Raw genomic sequence first — 25,679 nt, 5'->3', positions numbered from 1 at the left:
TACTATTTTTTTTCTTTTATTATATTTATTGCCTCATTGTATCGAGGTAAAAGGTTTTCTTTCTTTTCGGAATTGTCTTGTTCTTTTAGGGTTTTTAAGGATTTTGTAATTATGTCCTTTGAAAAATTTTCAATTAAAAGAATTCTCTTAGATTTTTTAATCCATTCAAATGAAGATTTTATTTTATGGTTATTGTTTAAAAAAACAATAGCAGGAGTGTTGGTGATAAAGCAAAAAATCATACCATGCAATCTATCAGTAATTACGACTTCAGCACCTTTAAAATCCTCCCAAATACTAAAAAGTGCTTTAGTACGGCTAAACAGAGATAGGTTTTCTCCTCCTATGTGAGTATCTCTGGTCGTTTTTTTATCAAAACATTTGTCAATAATTTCAAATAGAATTTCCTCTTCCTGTTGGTTTAGTTTTTTTTCTTTGTCGTTTCTCAGACAAATTATAGCGCCATTTCTTTCTTTAGAAGGAATGGTTTTATCCAAACTCAACACGATATCAGGCACAAGTACGGATTGGTTGTTTTTAAAATGTTGAGTGAAAAATTTATACGTTTTTTCCTCTCTTGCCAATAAAATTAAATTTTTATGTTTGGAATATACCCTTATAGCCTTGTTCAGACCCTTTTTTCCTTTTATAGTCTCGCTAAAATCTATGGTTTGAGGAAATGAAACAACCATGTTGTTTCTGAAATTACTGATTACCATTTGTCTAAAGTGCTCAATCATAGGGTAGAGGTCTCCCATATTTCCTCCACCAACAGTTGTAACGATATCACCTTTTGCTATTATTTTTTTTACAAAGGCTATCCCCTCAATTGTTTTGCTTATTGGGATTTCAGTAACTAAATACTCTGGGAAATTATTTTGGAGGAATTTATGTTGGGCATGCGTTATGGCAACGTCTCCTAAATTCCCGTAATCGGCTGCCAGAAAGATAAACACGCGCTTTGATGCCACACGAGGTTGTTTAAAGCTAAATGCATTTAAAGGTTTAAAGCTATACATCATCAAATGTGTAGAAGCCTTTAAATTGAAAGGAATAAGTTTTTTTATAGAGCTAATCATTTTTCTGTTGTTTGATTTGGGAATAACAATTACTTTACACCGTGGAATATTCTATGCTTTAAATAAAACCAGATAGTTGGATGGCTCCATAATTTACTGTCCAAATTATTGGTTACGACTTTAGCTTGCCCAATTAAGATACTATCTATGGCCTTTTTCATAAGTTCGATCCCTTTGGCCATCTGAAGGTAAGTATAGGAAACAAAATTATCGTTATCATTTGTTTCTATTAATTCTTGAAAAAGAATCCCCCCTGTATCTATACCAGGATCTACCAAATGAACACTAACACCACAATGTCCATCTTTATTTATTTTTGACCAATATGCCCCATGGACTCCTCTATAAAGTGGGGTCATTCCAGCATGTGTATTAATAAATGTTCCGGAAATGGAATTCAAGACCTTTTTTGATATTATACGGGTGCCATTTACTATAACCAAATCTGGTGCTATTTCTTTTAAAATGTTTATACAATCTTCTGAGTTTACCGATGATACATTTATAGTCTTTTCTGGTTCAAATTTTTCAAAAGACAATTTGTTTTTCTTAACAATTTCATCTATTCTATTTTTTGATTCTCGATTTAGGTAAGGAATTACCAACTTTTTAAATAGCACTTGTCCAATTACCGTCGTCAATCCAAGTTTTTTTATCCGTCGTTTTAAAAAGTTTTTTTTGTCCGTTGGTGCATCAACAATAATATGAGAAATGTTATAATCCTTTTTAAGAGCATTGTAGTTGCAATAGGAGGAATTTCCTTCCCCCGCCATCATTATTATTTTTTTGTCCATTTTCTTTTAATTTTTCTTGTAAGAGGAAGTTTATTTAACAATTGCGCCGTTAAAGATTTTTCATATTCAGTCATTATTTTCATAGAGCTTACAGCATATACAGCACTGTAAACTAGTGCACTTAAAAGAGCCACGAATATACTCTTACTTGGTAAAAACATGTTACAAATAAGCCCAATAGTTATCAAAAAAGCACAGTTCACAAATAGAGGAAATATTTCTTGGTAGTATCTAAACATATTGAGTTTTGCCTTTTTTACGTAGTAGGAATACATCATAGCACGCTCAATAAACATGAAAATTACTGTAGTTAGAATCATTTCAAGAACCCCTATTTTCTGGACCACTATAAAACCTAGTGAAGTACCGATAATTGTTAAACTCAAAAGTAATTTCCCTCGGTATGCTATTAGGTTTCTGGCTTCAAGTATATTATTTGCAAAACCTTGGGATAGAATAGGGGTAAGCCCGATCATTATAACCACGGCATAATAATATGCCATATAGTATTCTTCTCCAACCCAAAAGTAAACAAAGTCTTTTCCAACAATAACAAATGCCCCAAGAATATAAAGTAAAATGATAAGAATTATTCTAGATATCTTAATAAACGTATTAGTGAGTTGTTCTGAAGGTAAATTTTTCACAGTCATTTGAATGGCTCTTGGTAAAAAAACCGACTCAATTGCACTTGAAAAAGCGCCATAATAATTACCTAAAGTAATACCAACAGCATAAATGGCAACTACTGTTGTTGAATAATATAATCCAATAATTAACTGCCCAAATTGCCACCTTAATTGATTTACTATTGCAAAAACAAAAAGCCAAAGTGAAAAGCTTAAGGTTATTGAAAACAACTTTTTGTCAAGACTGTGCAATTTAAAACGAATTTTTAAAATTTTAAATGCAATGAACATGTTGATAGAGATAACCAATAGGTTCATAATGGTATCTAAAACCACAAGGCTTATTGAATCACCTCCATAAAGCAACACAGTAACAACTAAAACGCTTCTTAAAATATACCTAAAAATATTAGTCACTTTAGGAAGTATAAACTCTTCATAACCATAGCAAATTCCAGCAAAGGAACCTCCTGGGAGCGTTATTGCCAAATTAAAAATTAAGATAAGCATCATGTTTTTTGCTTTTCCCATTTGACCTCCAGTTAATGTGGTACCATATAAGTTTTCTAAATTAAAGTATAGAAAACACCCAATAATAGTAATTAAAACTGAAATACATAAATACATGATAAAGCTATGAGCCAAAAAGTTTTCTTCACCTTTTCTGTCATTTTCAGCTCGATATTTAGCAATGAATCTTATAATGGTATTATTCAGACCAAAATCCAATACGCTCATATAACCAACTAAGGCCCCAATCATGGTATAAAGACCATATTCAGCACTTCCCAAAGATCGGATAATAAACGGTGTGAGTACCAATCCAACTATATTAGTCAAGAATATAGTAGCATATGATAATGCAGCTCCGCCCTTAAGTTGATTGATTTTCATCAGAGTCGTTTACAGTTAGGGGCTTTAATGACGCCTTTAACATCATATAAAACACCGCTTGTGTTCAGCAGGCTATTTAGGTCTTGGTTAAGAAACTCTTTATGCGCTACTGTTAAAACTACAGCATCAAACTGTCCTTTAGGAAGTTCTTGGGTAGTTTTTAGTCCATATTCATGCATCACTTCTTCGGGGTTCGCCCAAGGGTCATAAACAATGACATTGCTACCGTAGCTTTTAAGTTGATTTATGACATCTACTGCTTTGGTGTTTCGTACATCAGGACAATTTTCCTTGAACGTAATGCCTAGTGCCAAAATGTTCGACCCTTTAATTTTTAGGTCATTTTGAACCATAAGCTTAATCACTTCAGAAGCGACGTATTGTCCCATGCCGTCATTTACACGGCGACCGGCTAAAATGATTTCAGGGTGGTAGCCCACTTCTTGAGCTTTTTGGGCTAAATAGTAAGGGTCAACCCCAATACAATGGCCACCAACTAAACCGGGTTTAAACGGTAAAAAGTTCCATTTGGTACCCGCTGCCTCCAAAACGGAATGCGTATCGATATCCATTAGGTTAAAGATTTTAGCCAATTCGTTAACGAAAGCAATATTGATATCGCGTTGGGAATTTTCAATAACCTTAGCGGCTTCTGCCACCTTAATGGTAGGGGCGAGGTGCGTGCCAGCAGTAATTACACTAGCATAAAGCGCATCGACTTTTTTACCAATTTCTGGTGTAGATCCAGCAGTTACTTTTAAGATTTTATCAACCGTATGCAACTTATCACCCGGATTTATACGTTCTGGAGAATATCCTGCATAAAAATCTTCATTGAATTTTAATCCGCTAACCTTTTCCAAAACGGGGATACATTCATCTTCTGTAACACCAGGGTAAACAGTTGATTCATAGATGACAATATCACCCTTTTTTAGAACCTTTCCAACGGTTTCACTCGATTTATACAACGGTGTTAAATCTGGTCTGTTGTTTTTATCGATAGGTGTGGGAACGGTGACTACATAATAGTTGCAGTGTTTAATGTCTTCTAAATTCGAAGAACAAAAAAGACCAGTTTCATTACTGTTAGTCTCTTTTAATACCGATTTTAAAGTATCGGATTCGACTTCTAATGTAGAGTCATTCCCGTTTGATAACTCTTTAACCCTGGCTTCGTTGATATCGAAACCAACAACATTGTATTTTGTAGCAAACAGCCTAGCTAATGGCAGGCCTACATAGCCTAAACCAATAACAGCAATTTTTATATTATTCATTTTTTAATGTATTTTGTGATGTTTCCCTTGAAAAAGTAATATGGCCCTAACAACCTAATTTAATAATCAGCAAAAAATTAAAGATTATCCCAATACCATGAAACGGCTTCTTTTAAACCAGTATTGATATTGTATTTAGGTTGGTAATTCAATAAGGTTTTTGCCTTATCAATTGATGCCAAAGAATGCGGTATGTCGCCAGCTCTATTTTCTCTGTGCTTGATTTCAACGTCTTTGATGGATTTATCAAATTCTGAAAGATACTCTTTTAATAAAGTGGCCAATTCCAAAAGCGTAGTGCGTTCTCCAAAGGCCACATTGTAAACCGTGTTCAGCGCATTTTCATTATTGGTCGTTATAGCATTGAGGTTCATTTGGACCACATTGTCAATATAGGTAAAGTCTCTAGAGTAACTGCCATCTCCATTAATCATTGGAGATTCATGTTTAATAAATTGCTGAACAAATTTTGGAATAACCGCAGCATAAGCCCCATTTGGGTCTTGTCGGCGTCCAAACACGTTAAAATACCTTAAGCCAATAGTATTTAAGCCATATGTTTTATGAAAAATATCGGCGTAAAGTTCGTTTACATATTTAGTAATAGCGTATGGTGAAAGTGGCTTACCGATAACATCTTCAACTTTAGGCAACGCTTCATGGTCGCCATAAGTGGATGAGCTTGCGGCGTAAACAAAGCGCTTAACCTCGGCATCTCTGGCGGCGACTAACATGTTTAAAAAACCAGAAACATTAACATCGTTTGTGGTTATAGGGTCTTTTATGGAACGTGGTACGGAACCCAAAGCAGCTTGGTGCAATATAAAATCAACACCCGAACAGGCCTTATGGCAGTCCTCAAGGTTTCTAATGTCACCTTCAATCAACTTAAAGTTTTTGTTTTCTAGGAAAGGTTCTATGTTTTTTCTTTTCCCTGTAGAAAAATTATCTAAGCATACCACATTTGTGTTGTGGCTTAATAATGTTTCAATGAGATTTGAACCTATGAATCCAGCACCGCCAGTTACAAGTATTTTCTTGTTTGTCAACATGTTCAGTTGCTCCGTAGTCATTATAAATTTGGGTTTTAATTATTTCGAGACAAATATTAAAAAAAATATCCAACAAACTACACTATTTATATCAAGGTTTGGTTTTTTCCGACGAAACACAAAAAAGTGCTAAAAATCTCGATGAGTGCATCGCTTTTTTAATTTAAACCTCATGGCGAGGAAGGTAAGACTGGCCATCTGTTGAAGGCACCCCCCGTTGAACAGCGCTCATCAGAATGAAGATAATCTAGATGATGTAAAGTATCAGATCATAACGAAGGTGTCTGTGACTATCTTTTGAATAGAGAGTGGATTATCAATTAACAGATTTCAGTACTACGACTTAGCTAAGCACAGGCTGCTGCGCTCGGATTACCTAACCTTTATAGGAATGACGCCGAAATAAAATCCGTCTTCATAACGAGGGAGGGGCAACCAGAGCTATCTGTTGAATATAACCTCGAACACCAATTAAAGAGGTTCTTTCGTTGTTTGTGAGGTAGCTCATCAAACTGACGAACCATAAATTAAATTATTTAAGGTTAATCTAATGTATCCATGAAAAGATATGTTGTTTATACAACTTCAGTTTACAATCTATATTGCCATACATACTATGCTGATATCTTTTTGTTTCTTATTAATGTGAGAAACCACAGCATCGATAATGTGCACGGTTTTTCTTTTGTAAAAAATCACAAATGTAGTTAACCGATTTTAATCACTCTTTTAGCGAAATAACTAAAAACTAGACCTTGTGATATGAAACTATTACTAAATTTACACCGTAGTTAACAAAATTGAATTGATTAATAGCAGGTTGATTTAATTGAATTAAAAACAAATTAAAACATATAGTTGTAGTTAAACTCTCAAAACTATTGCTTCTTATATTTAATTAGGATTATAGGTTATATGTTTTAGTATGTTATTGATAAATAGTTATTAGTTAAAATAATTTTGTTACATGAATAAAGAGGGAAATATCCAAAACATTTTTAAAGCATGTAACTGTTGTAATCCAAACAATTACGACCTAGGTCTTTTTGTGCGGAATTTAAAGTAAAATTTAATGTTGACAAAAACCAAAATATATCTTTCTTCTCCCCACATGGGAGGTACAGAACAGAAGTTTGTTAATGAAGCTTTTTCTACCAACTGGATAGCGCCTTTAGGGCCAAACGTAAATGGTTTTGAAAATGATATTAAACAATATATTGGTAACGAAAAGTATGTTGCCGCGTTAAGTTCTGGTACAGCAGCCATACATTTAGCTTTACAATTATTGGGTGTAGGCCAAGGCGATGAAGTGATTTGCCAAAGCTTTACTTTTTCAGCTTCAGCAAATCCTATTATATATCAAGGAGCAACTCCGGTGTTTGTTGACAGCGAATCTGACACTTGGAACATGTCGCCCGAATTACTGGAAATTGCTATTCAAGATAGAATCCAAAAACACAAAAAGCCAAAGGCTATCATAGCTGTACACTTATATGGTATGCCGTATAAAGCTAAAGAGATTAACGCTGTAGCTGAAAAATATGACATACCTGTGGTTGAGGATAGTGCAGAAGCATTAGGAAGTACTTATTTTGGTGCTTATTGTGGTGCGCTTGCCGATATGGGGATTTTCTCATTTAATGGAAATAAAATCATTACCACTTCCGGTGGAGGAGCATTGGTTGTAAATACTAAGGAAGAAAAAGAAAAAGCAGTGTTTCTATCTACCCAAGCTCGTGATAATGCACCTCACTATGAGCATTCTTCTATCGGGTTTAATTACCGAATGAGTAATGTTTTGGCTGGTATTGGAAGAGGGCAGATGGAGGTTTTGAATGACCGCGTTACTGCTAGAAGGCAAAATTTTGAATTTTATAAAAAGCATTTATCACACATTGAAGGGATTTCATTCTTGGAAGAGCCTGAAAATGTATACTCGAACAGATGGATTACCTGTATAACAACAAAGTCGTACGAAGCTAGAGAGCAAATACGATTAGCTTTGTTGGAAGAGGATATTGAATCCAGACCATTGTGGAAGCCTATGCACATGCAGCCTGTGTTTAAAAACAGTGTACATTTTACCAATGGTGTTTCAGAAGATTTATTCAACCGCGGACTTTGTTTGCCAAGTGGATCAAACCTAACTCAAGAAGATTTAGATAGAATATTAAGTACTATATTAAAAACCCCAAACTTATGATTAATAATTACTTTACTTATTTATCGCAAAAATACGCTTCTAAATGGCTAGTATTTGCTATCGATATAGCTATGGTTATGTCGGCTTTTTTTGCAGCATACTTTATTAGATTCAATTTTACATTGGATTTTAATTTAGAACAATTTGTGCTCCAGTTGCCATTTGTTTTAACCATAAGCGTGCTTAGTTTATTGGCAGTAGGTTCTTTTAAAAGTGTGATTAGGCATACTGGGTTTGCTGATGTAATCAATGTGTTTAAGTTTGTGGTTGTAACTACATTAGCTTCTGGTTTCTTTGTGCTTTTAAATAGAGCTTTTGATGTGGTTCCTGGTTTTACCATTCCGCTTTCAATAATCATCATTCATGCTTTGTTGAGTTTTGTGGCATTAAGTTCGAGCAGATTATTGTTTAAGATAGCTTACAAATACTTAAGCTGTAAGTTTCTGTCCACTAAACGTGTTATGATTTATGGAGCCGGTGATTCTGGTATAGTAACTTATAATGCCTTGGTAAATAATATGTCAACCAGTTACAATGTAGTGTCTTTTATTGATGATGATATCAAGAAAAGTGGTAAGCATATTAATGGATCCCGAATCATTCATGGCTCTATGGTTGATACTGCTTTTGTTATAAAAAATGATATCGACGAAATTGTTGTTGCCTCACAAACTGTTGACAAGAACAGGATTATGGCTTTAATCGATAAATTGGCTGATACCAATACTAAAATCACCAAGGTGCCACCTATTGAAAGTTGGATCAATGGTGAGTTAAGTACTAAGCAAATTAAGCAGTTCCAGATTGAAGATTTATTAGGTCGTGCGCCTATCCAAATCGATAATCCTAATTTATTGGACGAGTTTAACGGTGAAACCATTTTGGTTACCGGAGCTGCTGGATCTATAGGTAGTGAGTTGGTTAATCAACTTTCAAATTATGATGTAAAGCATTTGGTCTTAGTGGATCAGGCAGAATCAGCATTGTATGATGTTCAGCAAGATTTAAAACGTGCAGGAAAGTATAATTTTACAGCTATTGTAGCAGATATTAGAGACGGTTTGAGGATTGATACTATCTTTCAAAACCACAAGCCTACTATGGTGTTCCATGCAGCTGCTTATAAGCATGTGCCTTTAATGGAAGAGTCTCCTTACGAGGCCATTAAAATCAATGTTAACGGAACCAAACTATTAGCCGATACAGCTTCAAGGTACAATGTTAAAAAGTTTGTTTTTGTATCTACGGATAAAGCGGTTAACCCAACAAGTGTGATGGGAGCCACTAAGCGAATGGCAGAAATGTACATTAGTTGTCTTCAAAAAGAAAGCAAGACTAAGTTCATCACCACACGTTTTGGTAATGTATTAGGTTCTAATGGTTCAGTTATTCCATTGTTTAAAAAGCAAATAGAAAATGGAGGGCCGTTAACCTTGACCCATAAAGAGATTACTAGGTATTTTATGACCATACCAGAAGCGTCTCAATTGGTTTTGGAAGCTGGAACCATGGGGAAAGGCGGTGAGATATTTATTTTCGACATGGGTGAATCTGTAAAGATTTACGATTTAGCCAAGAATATGATTAAGCTTTCAGGATTAAGATTCCCAGAAGATATCGACATAAAAATTTCAGGCTTACGTCCAGGCGAAAAACTTTACGAAGAGTTATTGGCTAACGGAGAAAATACGCTTTCTACCTACCATAAGAAAATTATGATTAGCAAGACCAGAGAATTGGACTATGCCAAGATTAAGAATGAAATTGAAGAACTTTGTATTACAAACCGCTTCCAAAATAATAATATTGTTATGAAAATGAAGCGATTGATACCGGAATACAAATCAAATAATTCTGACTACGAAAGATACGATAAGAAAGTTCAAATTTACAAGAAAGCAAAAGGATTATCTACTAGTTCAGATAAAAGCACAGTAAACCTATAAATAACTAATTTTTTTACTACCTTCCCTCCCCAAATTCAAATTATAATGAATCTAAAATCTTGTACTATTAAAGTACTAATCAAGCTTTGTGTGATTAGTACTTTATTTGCAACTTCATGTTCGCCTAAAAAAGAAGTGGCCTATTTTCAGAATGCCAAAAATTTTGAAACCATAGTTGACACCGATACTTTTGAACCGAAAATAAAGATTGACGACAACCTGAGTATTTCTGTGTCAACTTTTGATATGGAAGCGTCAAAGCCATTTAATTTGTTTAGAGAGGCTGGTTCTGCAGGTCAAATTATAAATTACTTGGTTGACGTAAACGGAAATATTGAATTTCCTGTTTTAGGAAAGATTAAAGTTTTGGGCTTAACGGTAAGTGAAGTAAGAGACCTTATCCAACAAAAGCTAGAGGAAGGTTATCTGAAAGACCCCGTTGTTATTGTTAGAATTTTAAACTTTAGGATTTCCGTTTTAGGAGAGGTAAGAAACCCTGGCACATTTTCAATTACCGGAGAAAGAATTACATTATTGCAAGCTTTGGCAACGGCAGGTGATTTGACTATTAAAGGCCGTAGAGATAACGTGTTAGTAGTTAGGGATTTTAAGGGTACTAAAACTTACACCCGTGTGGACTTGACCAACAAAGAACTTTTCAATTCTCCCGTTTACTTTTTAACCCAAAACGACATTATTTATGTAGAGCCTAATCATTCTGCGGCATCTGGTTATTTTGTTGATGCTAGGTTAGGAACGGTACTTTCTATTTCTTCATTTATCTTGGGAATAGTGATTCTTGTAACACGTTAAATATTAAACTATCATTATGACTACAAATAATCAAAGTTCCTTTTCTGAGTCGTCCAGTTCTCAGGATTTTAACTTAAAGAAAACCCTGTCATCATACACAAAACGTTGGCCCTGGTTTTTACTATGTTTATTATTATCTGTAGGCATAGCATTTACTTATATCAGGTACACAACACCACAGTATGAGGCATACGCTAAGGTGAAAATAGTTAGTGATGATGAAGGTTCGGGAGCTGGAGCAGCATTTAAGGATTTGCCTATGTTTTCAGGGACTGAAAGCGCTAAACTTGAAGATGAGGTGGCTATTGTTACCTCAAGAACAATCATTCAAGATGTTATTGAAGAATTAGATTTAAATATCCAGTTTTTTGTTCAGGGTAGAGTCCATGAAACAGAATTGTATGACAAAGCCCCTTTCAACATCAATTTTATTGAATCGGATTCAATAATCAACAGTTCTTGGTTGAACTTTTATATTGAGCCATTATCAGATGTGGAATTCAATTACAAAGCTTACGAAGATGATACTCCAAAGAAAATGGAATTTGGCGAAAGTATAAAAACTAAAATAGGGGGGGTAGTTATAACGCCTAAAAGTGAAGATACTTCAAATATAATAGGCAAAAATATCCGTGTTCAAATAACACCAATTTCTAGTTTGGTGCCGTATTTTAAGTACAAAATCAAACTCGAGCCTATTGAAAAGAACTCAAGGATTGTAAAGGTCTCAATGCAGGACCCCGTGAAATCTAAAGCGATTGATTTCATAAATACCTTGATAGCGGTTTATAACAAAAACACCATTAGGGAGAAGAACATAAAATCCAAAAACACTGCCGATTTCATTGATGCCCGTATAAAGTTAATAGAAGCCGATTTAGCCAAAGTGGACGATGTTGCTGAAAGTTACAAAACGGGCAATAAACTTACCGATGTAGCTTCAGAAGCCAATATGTACTTGGGTGTTAGTGCTCAAAGCGAACAAGAATTGAACATTGTGAAAAATGAGTTGAATACTATCAACTTTATGACAGGTCAGTTGGGGGAACCTGGCGATTCCTTTGACCCTCTTCCTACAAACTTGGGGCTTGCCGATGAATCTATTACTGCCACGGCTGCCAAGTATAATGAGTTATTAACTGAAAGACAAACGCGTTTAAGAAGCTCCAGTGAGAAGAACCCCATAATTATCAATTTGGATGAGCAATTAAGCACACTCAGAAATAGTTTAAGACAAAGTTTGGATAACTCAGCCAAAACCGTAAAGTTGAGAATGAATAGCTTGCAAAACCAGTTGAGTAAGGTTAATTCGAAACTTTATGCCGTTCCTGGGCAAACTCGGGAATTACGGGATATTGAAAGGGAACAAGGTACTAAAGAACAATTGTATTTGTACCTTTTGGAAAAAAGGGAAGAAGCCACCATATCTTTAACGGCTACTTCTCCAAATGCTGTTGTAGTTGAACAAGCTTACGGGTATTCATCACCAGTATCGCCTGACAAAAACCTTATTTACATCGCTTCAATTTTTATAGGTTTGCTTTTGCCTTTTAGTGTTATTTATGTCCGAGATTTATTGGATAACAAAATTCACAATAAAGAAGATTTGGTTGGAACTATAAGCAACATTACTGTTTTAGGGGAAATACCTAGACTAAAATTGGGGAATACTCAAAATGCTTTTGTTCAAAAAAACGACAGGTCTCTGTTGTCTGAATCTTTTAGAATCATTAGAACCAATTTTGATTACGTTAGGCGAGCCAGAAGCTTAAAAGCTTACGACAATGTTATTTTTGTAACTTCTACGGTCAATGGAGAGGGTAAGTCGTTTTTTAGTGCCAATCTAGCCCTTACTTTAGCTAATACCGGTAAGCGTGTTTTGTTGATGGGAGCTGATATTAGAAACCCGAATACAGATATCATAAAAGCAAAAGCCAAAGCCAGCGAGGGTTCAAAAATTGGATTGACGGAATATTTGAATGACGATTCAATAAGCGTTCAGGATACTATTAATACTTTTGATTTGGATGGTAATAATATGGATATGATTTTGGCCGGAAAAATTCCACCAAATCCAGCAGAGTTATTGATGAGCGAGCGTATGAAGCCATTGTTTGACGAAGTTTCAGTTGACTATGATTTTGTGATTGTTGATACTGCTCCTGCTATGCTTGTAACTGACACCTTATTGATCAGTCAATTCGCAGGACACACCATTTACTTAACACGCGCTGGTTATACCGAGAAGTCCATTTTAAATTTCACTAAGGAATTACATGAAAAGAACAAGTTAAATGGAATGATGTTGGTAGTTAATGATGTAGACCAGTCTAATTTTGGCTATGGTGCTCGCTATGGCTATTATTCAGCTGATGAAAAAAAGGGCTTTTTTAAGCGTTTATTTTCAAAGGCAAGTTAATTTTAAAAACTTTAAGTTAGAACATAAAAAAAGTGAAATCGTAAGATTTCACTTTTTTGTTTTATAAAATTTACAATGATGTTATTTTGAGTAATATTTAAAAGATTCAATAATCAAATCTTCATCAACGGTACAATCTAATTGGTGCTTTCCTATGGCTTCTAAAAGCACGAAATTGATGCTGCCATGGCTATTCTTTTTATCGTATTTCAGTAAATCAATTATTGGGGCATAATCGCTTTGTTCGATAGTGACTTTTCCGTAGTAACCCAAAAACAAATCTTTAATATTATCAACTTGTTTTTCAGGGAAACCAAGAAGTTTTGATGAAATATAACACTCCAAAATCATCCCCACCACAATAGCTTCGCCATGTAATAAAGTTGTTTTTTCAGGGTGACTTAAAAAATACGATTCTACCGCATGCCCAAGAGTGTGGCCAAAGTTTAACGTTTTTCTAAGACCATTTTCAAAAGGATCTTGCTCAACGACGTTCTTTTTTATGATTACCGATTCGTGAATCAAACGGTCTAAATCCTCCAACGATAGGTTCGATAAATTCAAAAAGTTACTCCAATAATCTTCACCAGTAATGAGTCCGTGTTTTAACATTTCTGCCAGCCCCGAACGCATTTGGTTTTGTGGTAGCGTATCTAAATACTCCGTATCGATTAACACTTGATGTGCATTGCTGATCACACCAATTTGGTTTTTTAAAACACCAAGATCAACACCAGTTTTTCCGCCAACAGAGGCATCAACCATAGAGAGCAGGGTAGTGGGAACGTTAATGTAGGCAATGCCACGCTTAAATGTACAAGCAACAAAACCACCCAAATCGGTAATTACCCCACCACCAATATTGATTAACAAACTTTTTCGGTCGGCATTGAGCTCCGAAAGCGTATTCCATACACCAACACAAGTGTCAATGGTCTTGTTGATTTCACCAGATTCTATTTCAATAATTTCAATTTCGGTATTGGTTGAAAGTTTACTTAAAAATTTGGGCAAACAATGCTCGTGCGTATTCTCATCAACCAAAATAAAAATCTTAGAGAAATTTTGCTCTTTTAGGTGTTGGTTTAACGAAGTATAGCACGTTTCGTTGAAATGAATAACGCTATCGTTAGCGGTAATAGAATCCATAAAATATTAGGTATTTTTTAACGCCGTGAAATTAAGGAGATTTTACAAAAAATGATAACTTCGTTATGTAATATTTGAAATTTAATGAATACAGACTTAATATTCGATAACACCCAAATTGCATTTTCCCTAAAAAGTGATTCAGAATTAGAACGCGCCTATTATTTGTTCAAAATGATTTCCATCGAACCTTTAGTTAAAATAGGAACGGTGGTCACTAATTTTGCAATTAAAACTCATTTACCGGTGGAAGGAATCATAAAAGCTACGGTTTTTGACCATTTTTGTGGCGGTGTTAGTGAGAAGGATTGTTTATCGGTTATTGAAAGAATGTATGAAAAAGGAGTGAGTTCTGTGTTGGATTATTCTGTGGAGGGCAAAGAAACCGAAACTGAATTTGATGCCGCGAAGGATAAAATTTTAAAAATTATCGATTTTGCAAAAGAACGGGAGGCTATTCCTATTGCAGTGTTCAAACCTAGTGGATTCGGACGTTTTGCCCTTTATGAAAAAGTAGGGAGCAAAGTTACTTTGACTAATGAAGAGCAAGCTGAATGGAATAAAGTTATTGGGCGTTTTGATGAAGTCTGTAAAAAAGCTAAAAAAAACGATATTGCTGTTTTGATAGATGCCGAAGAAAGTTGGATGCAAGCCGCTGCAGATGATTTAGTCACCCTAATGATGGCCAGATACAACACCGAAAAACCCATTGTTTTCAATACCTTGCAAATGTATCGCCACGACCGTATGGCGTTTTTAAAACGGGAACATAAAAAAGCGATAAAGGGCAATTATTTTTTGGGCTACAAATTGGTTCGTGGTGCTTACATGGAAAAGGAGAACGACCGTGCAGAGGCTATGGATTACAGTTCGCCCATTTGTTTCAGTAAATTCGCTACTGATGACAATTTCAATAAGGGTTTGCGGTATATGATGGAAAACTTGGCGCGCATATCCATTTTTGCGGGCACCCATAATGAAGATAGTTGCTATTTATTGATGCGTTTAATGGCCGAAAAGGGTATTTTAAATAATGATCCACGGATTTGGTTTGGGCAACTTTATGGAATGAGCGACCATATTAGCTTTAATTTAGCACACAAAGGATATAACGTTGCCAAATACATGCCATTCGGCCCAGTAAAAGATGTGGTGCCCTATTTAATTAGAAGGGCTGAAGAAAACACTTCGGTGGCAGGACAAACAGGAAGGGAATTGGCATTGTTGACTAAAGAAAAGAAGCGCAGAAAAACTTAGTTACACATTGTTTTTCAAAATAGATTTGATTTCGGAATATGGGGTGTAAAAATTAACCTGCTCCAATGATTTGAAATCAATGGCCTCAAATTTCTGCTTGTTTTTTTCCTTTACGGCCCAAATATCTTCAACGAGTGTAGGTTCTAAATATTCGTTTTCTGAAATCATTTCTTCGAAGAGTTTCTCGCCGGGGCGCAGGCCGGTATTCTTTATTTCAATATCGCTTACATTCTTATTGTAATACTTTAACATGCGCTGTATAATATCAACAATTTTAATGGGTTCGCCCATGTTGAAGGTGAAAGTATTGGTTGTGTTTTTATCAAAATCTGCCATTTTTAGAATTAAGTAACAGGCTTTGCGTTTACAAATAAAATATCTGGAAATATCCTTTTGAGTTAGTGTTATTGGGCTTCCGTTTTTCAGTTGCCTTTTGAAAAGAGGTACCACCGAACCATTAGAGCCTAAAATGTTTCCAAATCTAGCGTTCAGAAAAACAGTATGGTATTGTGCATTTAAATAGGAAAGGTGCTTTTCGGCAATCCGTTTGGTCATTCCCATAACACCCGATGGATTCACAGCTTTATCGGTTGAAACGAAAATAAATTTCTTAACACCATATTGTATTGAAAGTTCGGCTAATTCTTTTGTGGCAAAAATATTGGTCTTAATGCCTTCAAGCGGATGTTCTTCCATTAAAGGCACATGCTTATAGGCTGCGGCGTGGAAAACGAGCGTGGGTTTATACTTTTCAAAAATAAAATGTATCGAAGCCGAATCGTTAATGTTTAAAAGGTGGTAGCTGGTGTGGTTTTTATGGTTAAGTTCAAATGTTTTTATTAAATCGTAAAGTGGCGATTCTGCCATATCGACCAAAATCAAGTGTTTATAATTACAATTTAAAAGTTGTTTGGATAGTTCAGCACCAACCGACCCTGCTGCGCCGGTTATTAAAACAGTTTCATTTGAAAAGTTAAAATCGTTATTGTAGGCTGTAGGTTTGGCTTTAGTTTGAAACAAACCACTGTCAATTAATAATTGATCTATTTGAAGAGCTATTTTTTCGTTCATTAAAACAGTGTCGCTAAAGTAATGGTTTAAGGTTTTATTATGCACACAAAGTATGAATAATAATTAATTTATGCCAAAATCAAGGTTGATGACGGAAAATTGATTGCGTAATCCAGAATTTATTTGGTTATCACTTTTACAACGGTAAGCGTAATAAGTTTTAGGTCGAAAAAAAAGTTTCTTCTTTTTATGTATTCTTTGTTGAATTTTAATTTATCGGGAATAATGGTTTCAATAAAAAAGGCTTCCGGGTCTTTTGCGGCTTTTAAAAGTTCTACTTCGTTTCGGTATTTTAAGGAGGCTAAGCCAGTGATGCCTGGACGAACTTGGAATATTTTCATGTCGTCTTCATTGTAAAAGTTAACATAATAGCGCAATTCTGGGCGTGGCCCAACAAAACTCATGTCGCCTTTTAAAATGTTGATAAGCTGAGGGAATTCATCGATTTTATAACGTCTTAAAAAATAACCGATTTTAGTAATGCGAGAATCGTTATTGCCCAAGGTGAGTAGTCCGCCTTTTTCAGATTGCACGCGCATGGTTCGGAACTTGTAAATATTAAAATCCTTATTGTTTTTGCCTACACGTCCTTGAATAAAAAAGACTGGGCCTTTCGAATCTAATTTGATTACAACTGCTATAAGTAAGAGGACAGGAGCAAGTGCGATAAGGCCTATGGCTGAAAAAATAATATCGAACGAACGTTTAATAATCACCAGACTCTACGTTTAAGTTGGTAACCGTAGCCGTACTATCGCAGTTTTCAACAGTTAATAGAATTTGTTCGTTTTTAAGTTCGCCCTCAATTAAATATTCAGCGCAAGGTTCTTTTCTCGGTTCGCTTTTCGAAAAATTAATATCCCCTTTTTTAAATATCGTTTGAATAGAAGTAGAATCTAAAGCATGTTTGCTCAAACTATTAAGCACTTCGGGTGAAAAAATGATTTTTTTGGTATTGATGTTTTTTAAAACACGTGCTTCGGGACCATAACTGCAAGAGGTTTTTTTTCCGCTTAAAAAAAAGGCCAAAAGAACCAATCCAATGGCAAAACCACCTAAATAATAGCCAATACGCTGTATTAGTTTCATATTAGTATGAGTGAAAAAAATGTAGAATTCAGGTTAAAAAATAAGCAAATTAATGTCGTTGTAGTCCAAATTGAACCATTCTGCAACCGACCTATTTGTTAAAATGCCGTGGTAAAAGTACAATCCATTTTTTAAACCTTTGTCAAATCTTAAAGAATTTTCAATACCGCCATCTTCACCAATTTTAAGTAAATAGGGGGTAAAGATGTTACTGATTGAAACCGAGGAGGTTTTAGGATATTTGGCTGGTATATTGGGAACGCAATAGTGAACCACATCGTGTTTTACAAACGTGGGCTGTCTATGATTGGTGACCTCGCTAGACTCAAAACAACCGCCCATATCAATGCTAACATCTATTATTATAGCACCCTTTTTCATGGTTTGCACCAATTCTTCCGTAACTACAATAGGCGCTCTGTTGATGCCCCGTACGGCACCAATAACCACATCGCATCGTCTTAGTGCTTTTTTTAGGTTTTTGGGTTGTATAGTAGAGGTGAAAATAGGCCTGCCCAAGTGTGATTGCAATTTTCTTAATTTAGTAATGGAGTTATCGAATACCTTAACGCCAGCTCCCAAACCAATGGCACCGCGTGCCGCAAATTCACCTACGGTACCTGCTCCTAAAATAACGACTTCTACAGGTGGCACACCACTAATGTTTCCAAACATGAGGCCGTTGCCGCTTATTGGATTCGACATCAATTCAGATGCGATTAATATGGATGCCGTACCCGCAATTTCACTTAACGATTTTACAGCAGGGTAATTTCCATCTGAATCGCGAATAAATTCAAAGGCCAAAGCCGTTATACGTTTCGTCGCTAAAGTTTCAAAGTATTTTTTTGATTGCGTTTTTAGCTGCAATGCCGATATTAATATGGTTTGTGGGTTTATGAGTTTAATCTGATCAAGTGTGGGCGGTTCAACCTTTAAAATCATCGGGCAAGAAAAAACCTTTGCGGTATCTTTGGTGATTTCGGCACCTGCTTCGCTGTAATCCCGGTCGGTAAAACTAGCGCCTTCTCCCGCTCCCGATTCCATTAAAACCCGGTGTCCATTGCTGGTAAGTGCATAAACGGCATCAGGGGTTAAACATACCCGTTTTTCCTGAAAAGCGGTTTCTTTAGGGATACCTATAAACAGTTCACCTTTCTTTTTAAAAATTTCAAGTGTTTCTTCTTGGGGCAACAATTGCTGCTTCGTAAAAGGAGAAAGGGATTTGGCCATGGTAATTGGGTTAAATCAATCAGGTTATAAATAAAATATAAAGGTAAATTAAAAAAATAAGATTTTAAATATTTTGTTTGACATAAGAAAAAACATCTATTTTAGGTGTGGGTTTTCCTCATTTTGGTTTAATATAATTATTTTAAATTTGCTTTTTAAATTGCTTTATGACCAAACACCTACTATTGTTTTTTGGGTTGTTTTCTGTTTTTGGCTTCTCTCAAGAATTCAGTATTTCCGGCCAAGTTAAAGATGTAAACAACCAGCCTGTTTCCTATGCCAATGTAGTTTTGGTTACAATTGAAAATACAGATCCTGCCACGGGAACCATTACAAATGGCGAAGGTAGTTTTCTAATTGAACACATCACTCCGGGTAAATATTTGCTAAAAATACGTTTTTTGGGATTTTCTGAATACTCCAAAGAAATTCAAGTTGATGGGGATATCAATTTAAAGACCATCATGTTACAGGAAAACCTGGAGGAACTTAAGGGGGTAACGGTTATAGCCAAACGGCCAACGGTAACGCGTCTTGTAGACCGATTGGTATTTAATGTTGAAAATTCCACGCTATCAAACAACAATGCCTTGGATGTATTAAAACATACACCGGGAGTTATTGTGAGCGATAATTCCATCTCGGTAAAAATGTCAGTTCCCGTAGTTTATATTAATGATAGGAGGGTGCATTTGTCCATTACTGAAGTGCAGCAATTACTGGAAGGCACTTCAGCAACCAATATCAAATCCATCGAGGTCATTACAAACCCTCCCGCGAAATATGAAGCCGAGGGCGGTTCGGTTTTAAACATTGTTACCAGTAAAAATTTAGTTTCTGGTTATAACGGTAGTGTATTTGGAAATTATAAGCAAGGCAGTGAATATCCAAAATATTCATTGGGTACCAGCCATTTTTTCAAAACAAAAAAGCTTAACACCTATTTCAATTATAGCATCAGCCCAAGGAAAGATTACAGAAACATTGACGAGTTTGTTAATTTTATTGAAAATGAGCAGACTGTAACGAGTTGGGCAACGGATTATAGACGAACTCGAAAATCAGCTAACCATAATATTAATACCAATATCGAATATCAGTTTGATGAAAGAAATAGTTTGGGTTTTACAACTAATATGCTGATTTCTCCGCGAGAACATTCCAAAACTTATGTAAATTCTAATACTGAGGTTTTTGATAATAACAGGGAGCTAGACTCAAGTTTTACGACTGAAAATCGATTGGTTGAAGAAACGTTCAACCTGGCGTTCACATTAGATTATTTACATAAATTTAAAAAGGAAGGAGAAAAATTATCGGCCAATGCTCATTTAACCGATTACGATTTTTCCAACTTTCAAAATGTCGATACCGATTATTTGTTTCCTAACGGAAGTTTGATTAGAAAAAACAGATTTCAAACCTTTACCAGTAAAAGAATAAAACTGCACACAGGGCAAGTGGATTATGAGCTGCCATTAGCCAATTCTGGTGTGTTTCAAACCGGCGCTAAAATATCGGTAATCCATTCTGAAAATATTTTAACCCAATATGGCTACGAGAACGGCGAGCGTTTTGAGGATGTTCAAAATTCCGATACTTTTCTTTACGATGAGCATAATTACGCGGTATATTCTAGTTATGCCAAAGATTGGAACAAATGGAGTTTGAAGCTGGGACTTAGAGCTGAATTGACCGATGTGGAAAGTAGTTCGATATCTACTAATTCGGATTTTAACAATAATTACATCAAGTTTTTTCCAACATTTCATGTTATGCACAATGTGGATGAAAACAATGAAATATATTTCAACTATAATAGACGGATTTTTAGACCCAGATATGGGCAGCTAAACCCGTTTAAGTTTTTCATGAACGATAATACATATATAACAGGCGACCCTAACTTAAAACCTCAGATTGATGATAGCTTTACGTTGGGCTACACCTTAAATAATGCCTATACTTTTGAACTGTATTATCGTTATGAAAATAATCCAGCAATAGAGATTGTATTTCAGGACAATGACGAAAATTTACTGATGTTGATCAATACCAACATTGACCGAAGTATTTCTTATGGTTTAGATTTTACTACATACAAGCAGTTAACAAAATGCTGGAGTATATATGCGCTGTCTTCAGTGTTTCATTATGACAACCAGTTTTATGCTTTAGAGAGCAACAACGCGCTTCAAAATATAGATTCGTGGTCTTTCTACGGGCATTTGATAAATTACTTTTCACTATTGAAAGACAAAAGTTTGACTACCGATTTGTCATTGATGTACATTTCGCCAATTGCTAATGGGGCTTCAAAAATAAGCAACAGATTTGGGTTTGATATTAACTTAAGAAAAACGTTTTGGGAGAATAGAGCATCTATGAGTGTTGGGGTAACTGATATTTTTAACACTCAAAATTTCAATGAAACTACAAAATATTTGAATCAAGATATCTTCTTGCAATCACGCTTGGAAAACAGGCTATTTACCTTTGGGTTCAACTATAAATTTGGCAACTATAAATTGAAAAATGGCCACAAAGAAATTGATAGTAATGAAAGAGACCGTTTAAATGGGGTAGATAAATAGATTAAAAATAATCCTTTACTTTTCCCCAGAAATTTTTTGGAGACATTTTAAATTCCTCTTCAAGCTCTTCTAATGATTTGTTAACTGAGTTAATCTTATTAAAAATTTGTGCCCTAACCAAATATATGGTAGGTATTATTATAGCCATTATGGGTATCAAGTAAACTAATTGGTTCGAGTCAACGTAGTTCAAATCATCATTTAAAGTGATAAATATTTGATATGAGTACATGGCAATGGGAACTAGCAAAACATGGTACCACCAGTGTCTACAGGTAAAAAACCAGATAAATAATAAAAATAAAGGAATAATTTTGCCTGTAAGCGTCCAGGCAAGGACAAAAGCACTTTCGTAATATTTGCTTTCGTAAGTAAATAAAAAAGTGTTCCAAACAGGAACGTTTGGAACACTTTCGTATAAATAAAATAAATAAGGTGTAATGGCAATTAATGTAGCAACAATACTGCCAATTAACAAACTCTTATTATCCGGCCGATGGAACTTTGATTTGGTCTTTTCTGATTGCTGTTTGTTGCTCATCTACGTTGTACTGGTTTGCTGCTTGAGCCATAAATAACATTCCTCCGAAAATTGCAAATGCAATTAAATACTTTTTAGTTTTCATAATTTTAGGGATTTAATTAATTAATACTTCAAATTTAGATAAACACTCTTTTTGATCCAATTCAAAAATGTTAAAGAAATGTTAAAAACAATGTTTTTTGAAATTTTAGTTGTGGGTATCCCGTAAAACCAAAAAAATCGGCTGAAATATGCTATTTAAAAGACATAGGGTTATTGATTTTTTTCTTATTCAAGAGTTAAAACTCTTAGGTTGTGCTCTTTAATTTCTAATTTAATTTTATCAAATGTATCGAACAAAATGGGCTCTATTTTTTCGGGCCACTCGATTAATTTCCAATGATTGGATTCTAAATAATCTTCAATTCCGAAATTATAGGCCTCTTCCAAATCCTTTATTCGATAGAGGTCAAAATGATAAATTTTATCATTTTCTAGATCATATTCATTAACAATGGAGAAGGTGGGGCTACTGGCTATTTCAAAACTCCCCAAAGTCTTTACAATGGTTTTAATAAGAGTGGTTTTACCAACTCCCATGCTACCGTAAAACAACAAAGTTTTTGATTTTAAATTTGTTACGACTTTCTTCGCAACATCTTCAACTTCGTCTAGGTTATAACGTATCTCCAAGATTAATAAAATTTAGAGCAATAATAGTAATAAAATTTTATTATTCCTAAAAAAACATGTATTTCATCGGGTTTATTTGCTTTTTATAGATTTACCTAGGGTTGAAAACCACAAACGGGATTATCATTTCTTCTAAGGAAACCCCGCCGTGCTGGTAGGTGTTCCTATAATAACTAACGTAGTGGTTATAATTGTTCGGGTAGGCAAAGAACAGGTCGCTTTTGGCGAATATGTACGAGCTGCTCATATTTATACTGGGCAGGTGAAGTTCCTTGGGATCTTTAGCAACCAAAACATCTTTATCGTCGTAAGTGAGGCTTTTCCCTGTTTTGTAGCGAAGGTTTAAACTCGTATCCCTGTCTCCAATAACTTTTGAAGGTTTTTTAACATTTATAGTACCATGATCCGTAGTTAATATTAGTTTGAAGCCTAAACGTTGCGCCTGTTGTATCATTTCAAAAAGGGGAGAGTTTTTAAACCAGCTTAAGGTAAGGGATCGGTAGGCCTTATCGTTTGAGGCTAATTCCTTTACCACATCCATTTCGGTTTTTGAATGCGACAGCATATCCACAAAATTATAAACAATAACGGTCAAGTCATTGTTTTTTAGTGATTTGAAATTATCAGCAAGTTTCTTTCCTGTTTTTAAATTGGTTATTTTATGGTACTCGTACTCTAAGTGGGTAAGTCCTAAGCGCTTTATTTGAGTTTCTAAAAAGTCTGCTTCGTGTAGGTTCTTGCCGCCCTCATCGGTGTCATTTTTCCAATACTGTGGAAAGAGTTTTTCCATATCACTAGGCATCAATCCCGAGAATATGGCATTTCTGGCATATTGGGTAGCAGTTGGTAAAATGCTGAAAAAAGCTTCTTCTTTTTCCTTTTTATAATAATTGTTTATTACAGGTTCGAAAGCTTTCCACTGATCGTAACGCAAATTATCAATGACCACCAAAACGGTGGGTTGCTCTTTGCTAATTTCTGGGACAATCTTTTCCTTGAAAAGCGTGTGCGACATGATGGGCGCATCGGTATTGGGCTTAAACCAATTGGCATAATTTTTTTCAATAAACTTTCCGAATTGGATGTTGGCCTCGGTTTTTTGCGATTCCAAAATTTCGAACATGCCCACATCTTCAATGTCTTCCAGCTGAATTTCCCAATAAATCAGTTTTTGGTAGAGGTTTGCCCATTCTTCATAACTGTTTACCATGGCCATATCCATAGCTATTTTTCTGAATTCCTGTTGATAGTTTGAGGTGGTTTTTTCCGAAACCAAACGGGAGTGGTCTAAATTTTTCTTTAAACTTAAAAGGATTTGGTTGGGGTTTACTGGTTTTATAAGGTAATCGGCAATCTTGTTGCCAATGGCTTCCTCCATAATATATTCCTCCTCGCTTTTGGTAATCATCACCACGGGCAGGCTATCTTTCTTTTCCTTAATGCCGTTTAAGGTTTCCAAACCGGTTAAGCCTGGCATGTTTTCATCTAAAAATACAATGTCGAAACTCTTTTCCTCTAAAATATCAATAGCTTCAGATCCACTTTGGCAACTGGTTACTTGGTAATTTTTCTTTTCCAAGAACAATATATGTGGCTTCAGTAAATCTATTTCGTCATCAACCCAAAGTATTTTTATCATATTTATGATGTTTTAAAGTATTATGTTTATTTTTCCGTACCACCTTTAAAAGGTTCGTATGGTTATATTTGTAGAACTCAATGAAAATTAATAAAGTTTGAACAAACTTAAAATATTAAACGACCCAATTTACGGATTTATTACCATTCCTAATTCGTTAATTTTTGATTTAATACAGCATAAGTACTTTCAGCGGTTACGTCGAATAACCCAAATGGGCATGTCTTATTTGGTGTATCCTGGGGCGCATCATACGCGGTTTCATCACGCTATTGGTTGTGTGCATTTAATGCAACAAGCTATTAATGTGCTTCGTTTTAAAGGGGTTACGATTTCAAAGCAAGAAGAAAGCGCACTTTATATAGCTATTTTGCTGCACGATATTGGTCATGGTCCGTTTTCGCATGCCATGGAAAACAGTATTGTAAATAATGTGTCGCACGAGGAAATTTCGTTGCTGTTTATGGAGCGGTTAAATAAAGAATTTAACGGAAGTTTAACGCTCGCCATTGAAATTTTTAAGGACGAATATCCCAAAAAATTTATGTGCCAGCTGGTTTCGGGTCAATTGGATATGGATCGGGCCGATTATTTAAAACGTGATAGTTTTTACACTGGGGTTGCCGAGGGGAACATAAACAGCGAGCGCTTAATTACCATGCTTAATGTAGTTGACGATGAGTTGGTAGTTGAAGAAAAAGGTATTTATAGCGTTGAAAAATTTCTTATTGCACGGCGTTTAATGTACTGGCAGGTTTATTTGCATAAAACGGGACTGGTGGCTGAGCAATTATTGATTCGGGTTTTAAAGCGCGCTCAAGAGTTGTACGATGGCGGTGAGCCTTTGGCAGGTAGCGATGCCCTAATGTATTTTTTGAAGAATAAAATCACTCCCGATAATTTTGATGAACAAACGTTAGATGTGTTTAGCCAACTGGATGATTATGATGTTATTGCCGCTATGAAACATTGGCAAAAACACGACGATTTTGTGCTGAGCAATTTAAGCGAAATGATTATTAATAGAGAGTTGCTGAAAATAAAAGTAAAAAACAAACCCGTTAAGCCAGAAAGCCTTCAAAAGCATATAAAATCCTTAATTGAAAAGCATAATATAAATGAACACGAAGCCCGATATTTTGTGTTTACAGGAGACATTTCAAACCAAGCGTACCACATAAAACATAAGGGGATAAATATTTTACATAAATCGGGGAAGATTGAAGATATTGTTAAGGCCTCAGACCAACTTAACTTAAAAGCCTTATCAAAACCAGTAACCAAATATTATATATGTTACCCAAAACGTAAACTTTAACACA

Annotated in this window: 20 protein-coding genes; 7 read left to right on the top strand and 13 right to left on the bottom strand. The window is 35.2% G+C overall.

Annotation, left to right across the window (positions count from 1 at the left end):
- Positions 1-2: 2 nt before the first annotated feature.
- The 5 genes from ABI125_10220 to ABI125_10200 form a co-directional block, all read right to left on the bottom strand.
- Complete coding sequence (locus ABI125_10220) at positions 3-1,079, bottom strand: polysaccharide pyruvyl transferase family protein (protein ID XCF05099.1); 1,077 nt, start codon at positions 1,077-1,079, stop codon at positions 3-5.
- 29 nt (positions 1,080-1,108) lie between these two features.
- A complete protein-coding gene (locus ABI125_10215; GenBank protein ID XCF05098.1) occupies positions 1,109-1,873 on the bottom strand; it encodes a formyl transferase in 765 nt (254 codons plus the stop codon).
- A complete protein-coding gene (locus ABI125_10210; protein XCF05097.1) occupies positions 1,858-3,396 on the bottom strand; it encodes an oligosaccharide flippase family protein in 1,539 nt (512 codons plus the stop codon). The genes ABI125_10215 and ABI125_10210 overlap by 16 nt, the downstream gene beginning before the upstream one ends.
- Positions 3,396-4,676 (bottom strand): nucleotide sugar dehydrogenase, encoded by a 1,281-nt coding sequence (locus tag ABI125_10205; protein ID XCF05096.1) that lies wholly within the window; start codon positions 4,674-4,676, stop codon positions 3,396-3,398. The genes ABI125_10210 and ABI125_10205 overlap by 1 nt, the downstream gene beginning before the upstream one ends.
- A gap of 77 nt (positions 4,677-4,753) precedes the next feature.
- Positions 4,754-5,749, bottom strand: a complete 996-nt coding sequence (locus ABI125_10200; protein ID XCF05095.1) for an SDR family oxidoreductase — start codon at positions 5,747-5,749, stop codon at positions 4,754-4,756.
- 1,051 nt (positions 5,750-6,800) lie between these two features.
- Here ABI125_10200 and ABI125_10195 point away from each other — a divergent pair.
- The 4 genes from ABI125_10195 (at position 6,801) to ABI125_10180 (ending at position 13,109) form a co-directional block, all read left to right on the top strand.
- Positions 6,801-7,931 carry an aminotransferase class I/II-fold pyridoxal phosphate-dependent enzyme gene (locus ABI125_10195; protein XCF05094.1) on the top strand — a complete coding sequence of 377 codons (1,131 nt, stop codon included), beginning with the start codon at positions 6,801-6,803 and terminating at the stop codon, positions 7,929-7,931.
- Positions 7,928-9,877, top strand: coding sequence for a nucleoside-diphosphate sugar epimerase/dehydratase (locus ABI125_10190; GenBank protein XCF05093.1), 1,950 nt, complete (start codon positions 7,928-7,930; stop codon positions 9,875-9,877). The genes ABI125_10195 and ABI125_10190 overlap by 4 nt, the downstream gene beginning before the upstream one ends.
- 90 nt (positions 9,878-9,967) lie before the next feature.
- Positions 9,968-10,690, top strand: coding sequence for a polysaccharide biosynthesis/export family protein (locus ABI125_10185; GenBank protein ID XCF05092.1), 723 nt, complete (start codon positions 9,968-9,970; stop codon positions 10,688-10,690).
- Positions 10,691-10,706: 16 nt separating this feature from the next.
- The gene (locus tag ABI125_10180) at positions 10,707-13,109 is read left to right on the top strand and encodes a polysaccharide biosynthesis tyrosine autokinase (protein ID XCF05091.1); all 2,403 of its coding nucleotides are present in this window, start codon (positions 10,707-10,709) and stop codon (positions 13,107-13,109) included.
- Positions 13,110-13,190: 81 nt separating this feature from the next.
- Here ABI125_10180 and aroB read toward each other — a convergent pair whose 3' ends face one another.
- Positions 13,191-14,258 carry a 3-dehydroquinate synthase gene (aroB, locus tag ABI125_10175; protein ID XCF05090.1) on the bottom strand — a complete coding sequence of 356 codons (1,068 nt, stop codon included), beginning with the start codon at positions 14,256-14,258 and terminating at the stop codon, positions 13,191-13,193.
- A gap of 84 nt (positions 14,259-14,342) precedes the next feature.
- Between aroB and ABI125_10170 the strand changes: the two genes are divergently transcribed.
- Complete coding sequence (locus ABI125_10170; GenBank protein ID XCF05089.1) at positions 14,343-15,515, top strand: proline dehydrogenase family protein; 1,173 nt, start codon at positions 14,343-14,345, stop codon at positions 15,513-15,515.
- Here ABI125_10170 and ABI125_10165 read toward each other — a convergent pair whose 3' ends face one another.
- The 4 genes from ABI125_10165 to ABI125_10150 all read right to left on the bottom strand — a co-directional run bounded on the left by ABI125_10165 (position 15,516) and on the right by ABI125_10150 (position 18,908).
- Positions 15,516-16,586, bottom strand: a complete 1,071-nt coding sequence (locus ABI125_10165; protein ID XCF05088.1) for a polysaccharide biosynthesis protein — start codon at positions 16,584-16,586, stop codon at positions 15,516-15,518.
- 119 nt (positions 16,587-16,705) lie between these two features.
- Complete coding sequence (locus ABI125_10160; GenBank protein ID XCF05087.1) at positions 16,706-17,302, bottom strand: sugar transferase; 597 nt, start codon at positions 17,300-17,302, stop codon at positions 16,706-16,708.
- Positions 17,292-17,675, bottom strand: coding sequence for a hypothetical protein (locus ABI125_10155; protein XCF05086.1), 384 nt, complete (start codon positions 17,673-17,675; stop codon positions 17,292-17,294). The genes ABI125_10160 and ABI125_10155 overlap by 11 nt, the downstream gene beginning before the upstream one ends.
- A 33-nt stretch (positions 17,676-17,708) precedes the next feature.
- Positions 17,709-18,908, bottom strand: a complete 1,200-nt coding sequence (locus tag ABI125_10150; GenBank protein ID XCF05085.1) for an alanine dehydrogenase — start codon at positions 18,906-18,908, stop codon at positions 17,709-17,711.
- A 167-nt stretch (positions 18,909-19,075) separates the two neighbouring features.
- Here ABI125_10150 and ABI125_10145 point away from each other — a divergent pair, with 167 nt between their 5' ends.
- Entirely contained in the window at positions 19,076-21,502 is a 2,427-nt protein-coding gene (locus tag ABI125_10145; protein XCF05084.1) for an outer membrane beta-barrel protein, read from the top strand.
- A 485-nt stretch (positions 21,503-21,987) separates the two neighbouring features.
- Here ABI125_10145 and ABI125_10140 read toward each other — a convergent pair whose 3' ends face one another.
- The 3 genes from ABI125_10140 to ABI125_10130 all read right to left on the bottom strand — a co-directional run bounded on the left by ABI125_10140 (position 21,988) and on the right by ABI125_10130 (position 24,363).
- Positions 21,988-22,128 carry a hypothetical protein gene (locus ABI125_10140; GenBank protein ID XCF05083.1) on the bottom strand — a complete coding sequence of 47 codons (141 nt, stop codon included), beginning with the start codon at positions 22,126-22,128 and terminating at the stop codon, positions 21,988-21,990.
- 185 nt (positions 22,129-22,313) lie between these two features.
- Positions 22,314-22,718 carry a tRNA (adenosine(37)-N6)-threonylcarbamoyltransferase complex ATPase subunit type 1 TsaE gene (gene tsaE, locus ABI125_10135; GenBank protein ID XCF05082.1) on the bottom strand — a complete coding sequence of 135 codons (405 nt, stop codon included), beginning with the start codon at positions 22,716-22,718 and terminating at the stop codon, positions 22,314-22,316.
- A 91-nt stretch (positions 22,719-22,809) separates the two neighbouring features.
- A complete protein-coding gene (locus ABI125_10130) occupies positions 22,810-24,363 on the bottom strand; it encodes a bifunctional response regulator/alkaline phosphatase family protein (GenBank protein XCF07898.1) in 1,554 nt (517 codons plus the stop codon).
- A gap of 91 nt (positions 24,364-24,454) precedes the next feature.
- Here ABI125_10130 and ABI125_10125 point away from each other — a divergent pair, with 91 nt between their 5' ends.
- The gene (locus tag ABI125_10125) at positions 24,455-25,675 is read left to right on the top strand and encodes an HD domain-containing protein (GenBank protein ID XCF05081.1); all 1,221 of its coding nucleotides are present in this window, start codon (positions 24,455-24,457) and stop codon (positions 25,673-25,675) included.
- Positions 25,676-25,679 lie beyond the last annotated feature (4 nt).

This window comes from Tamlana crocina, from assembly GCA_040429635.1.
In the GTDB taxonomy this organism is placed as follows: domain Bacteria; phylum Bacteroidota; class Bacteroidia; order Flavobacteriales; family Flavobacteriaceae; genus Flavisericum; species Flavisericum crocinum.
This window is presented reverse-complemented; position numbering and strand designations above follow the sequence as displayed.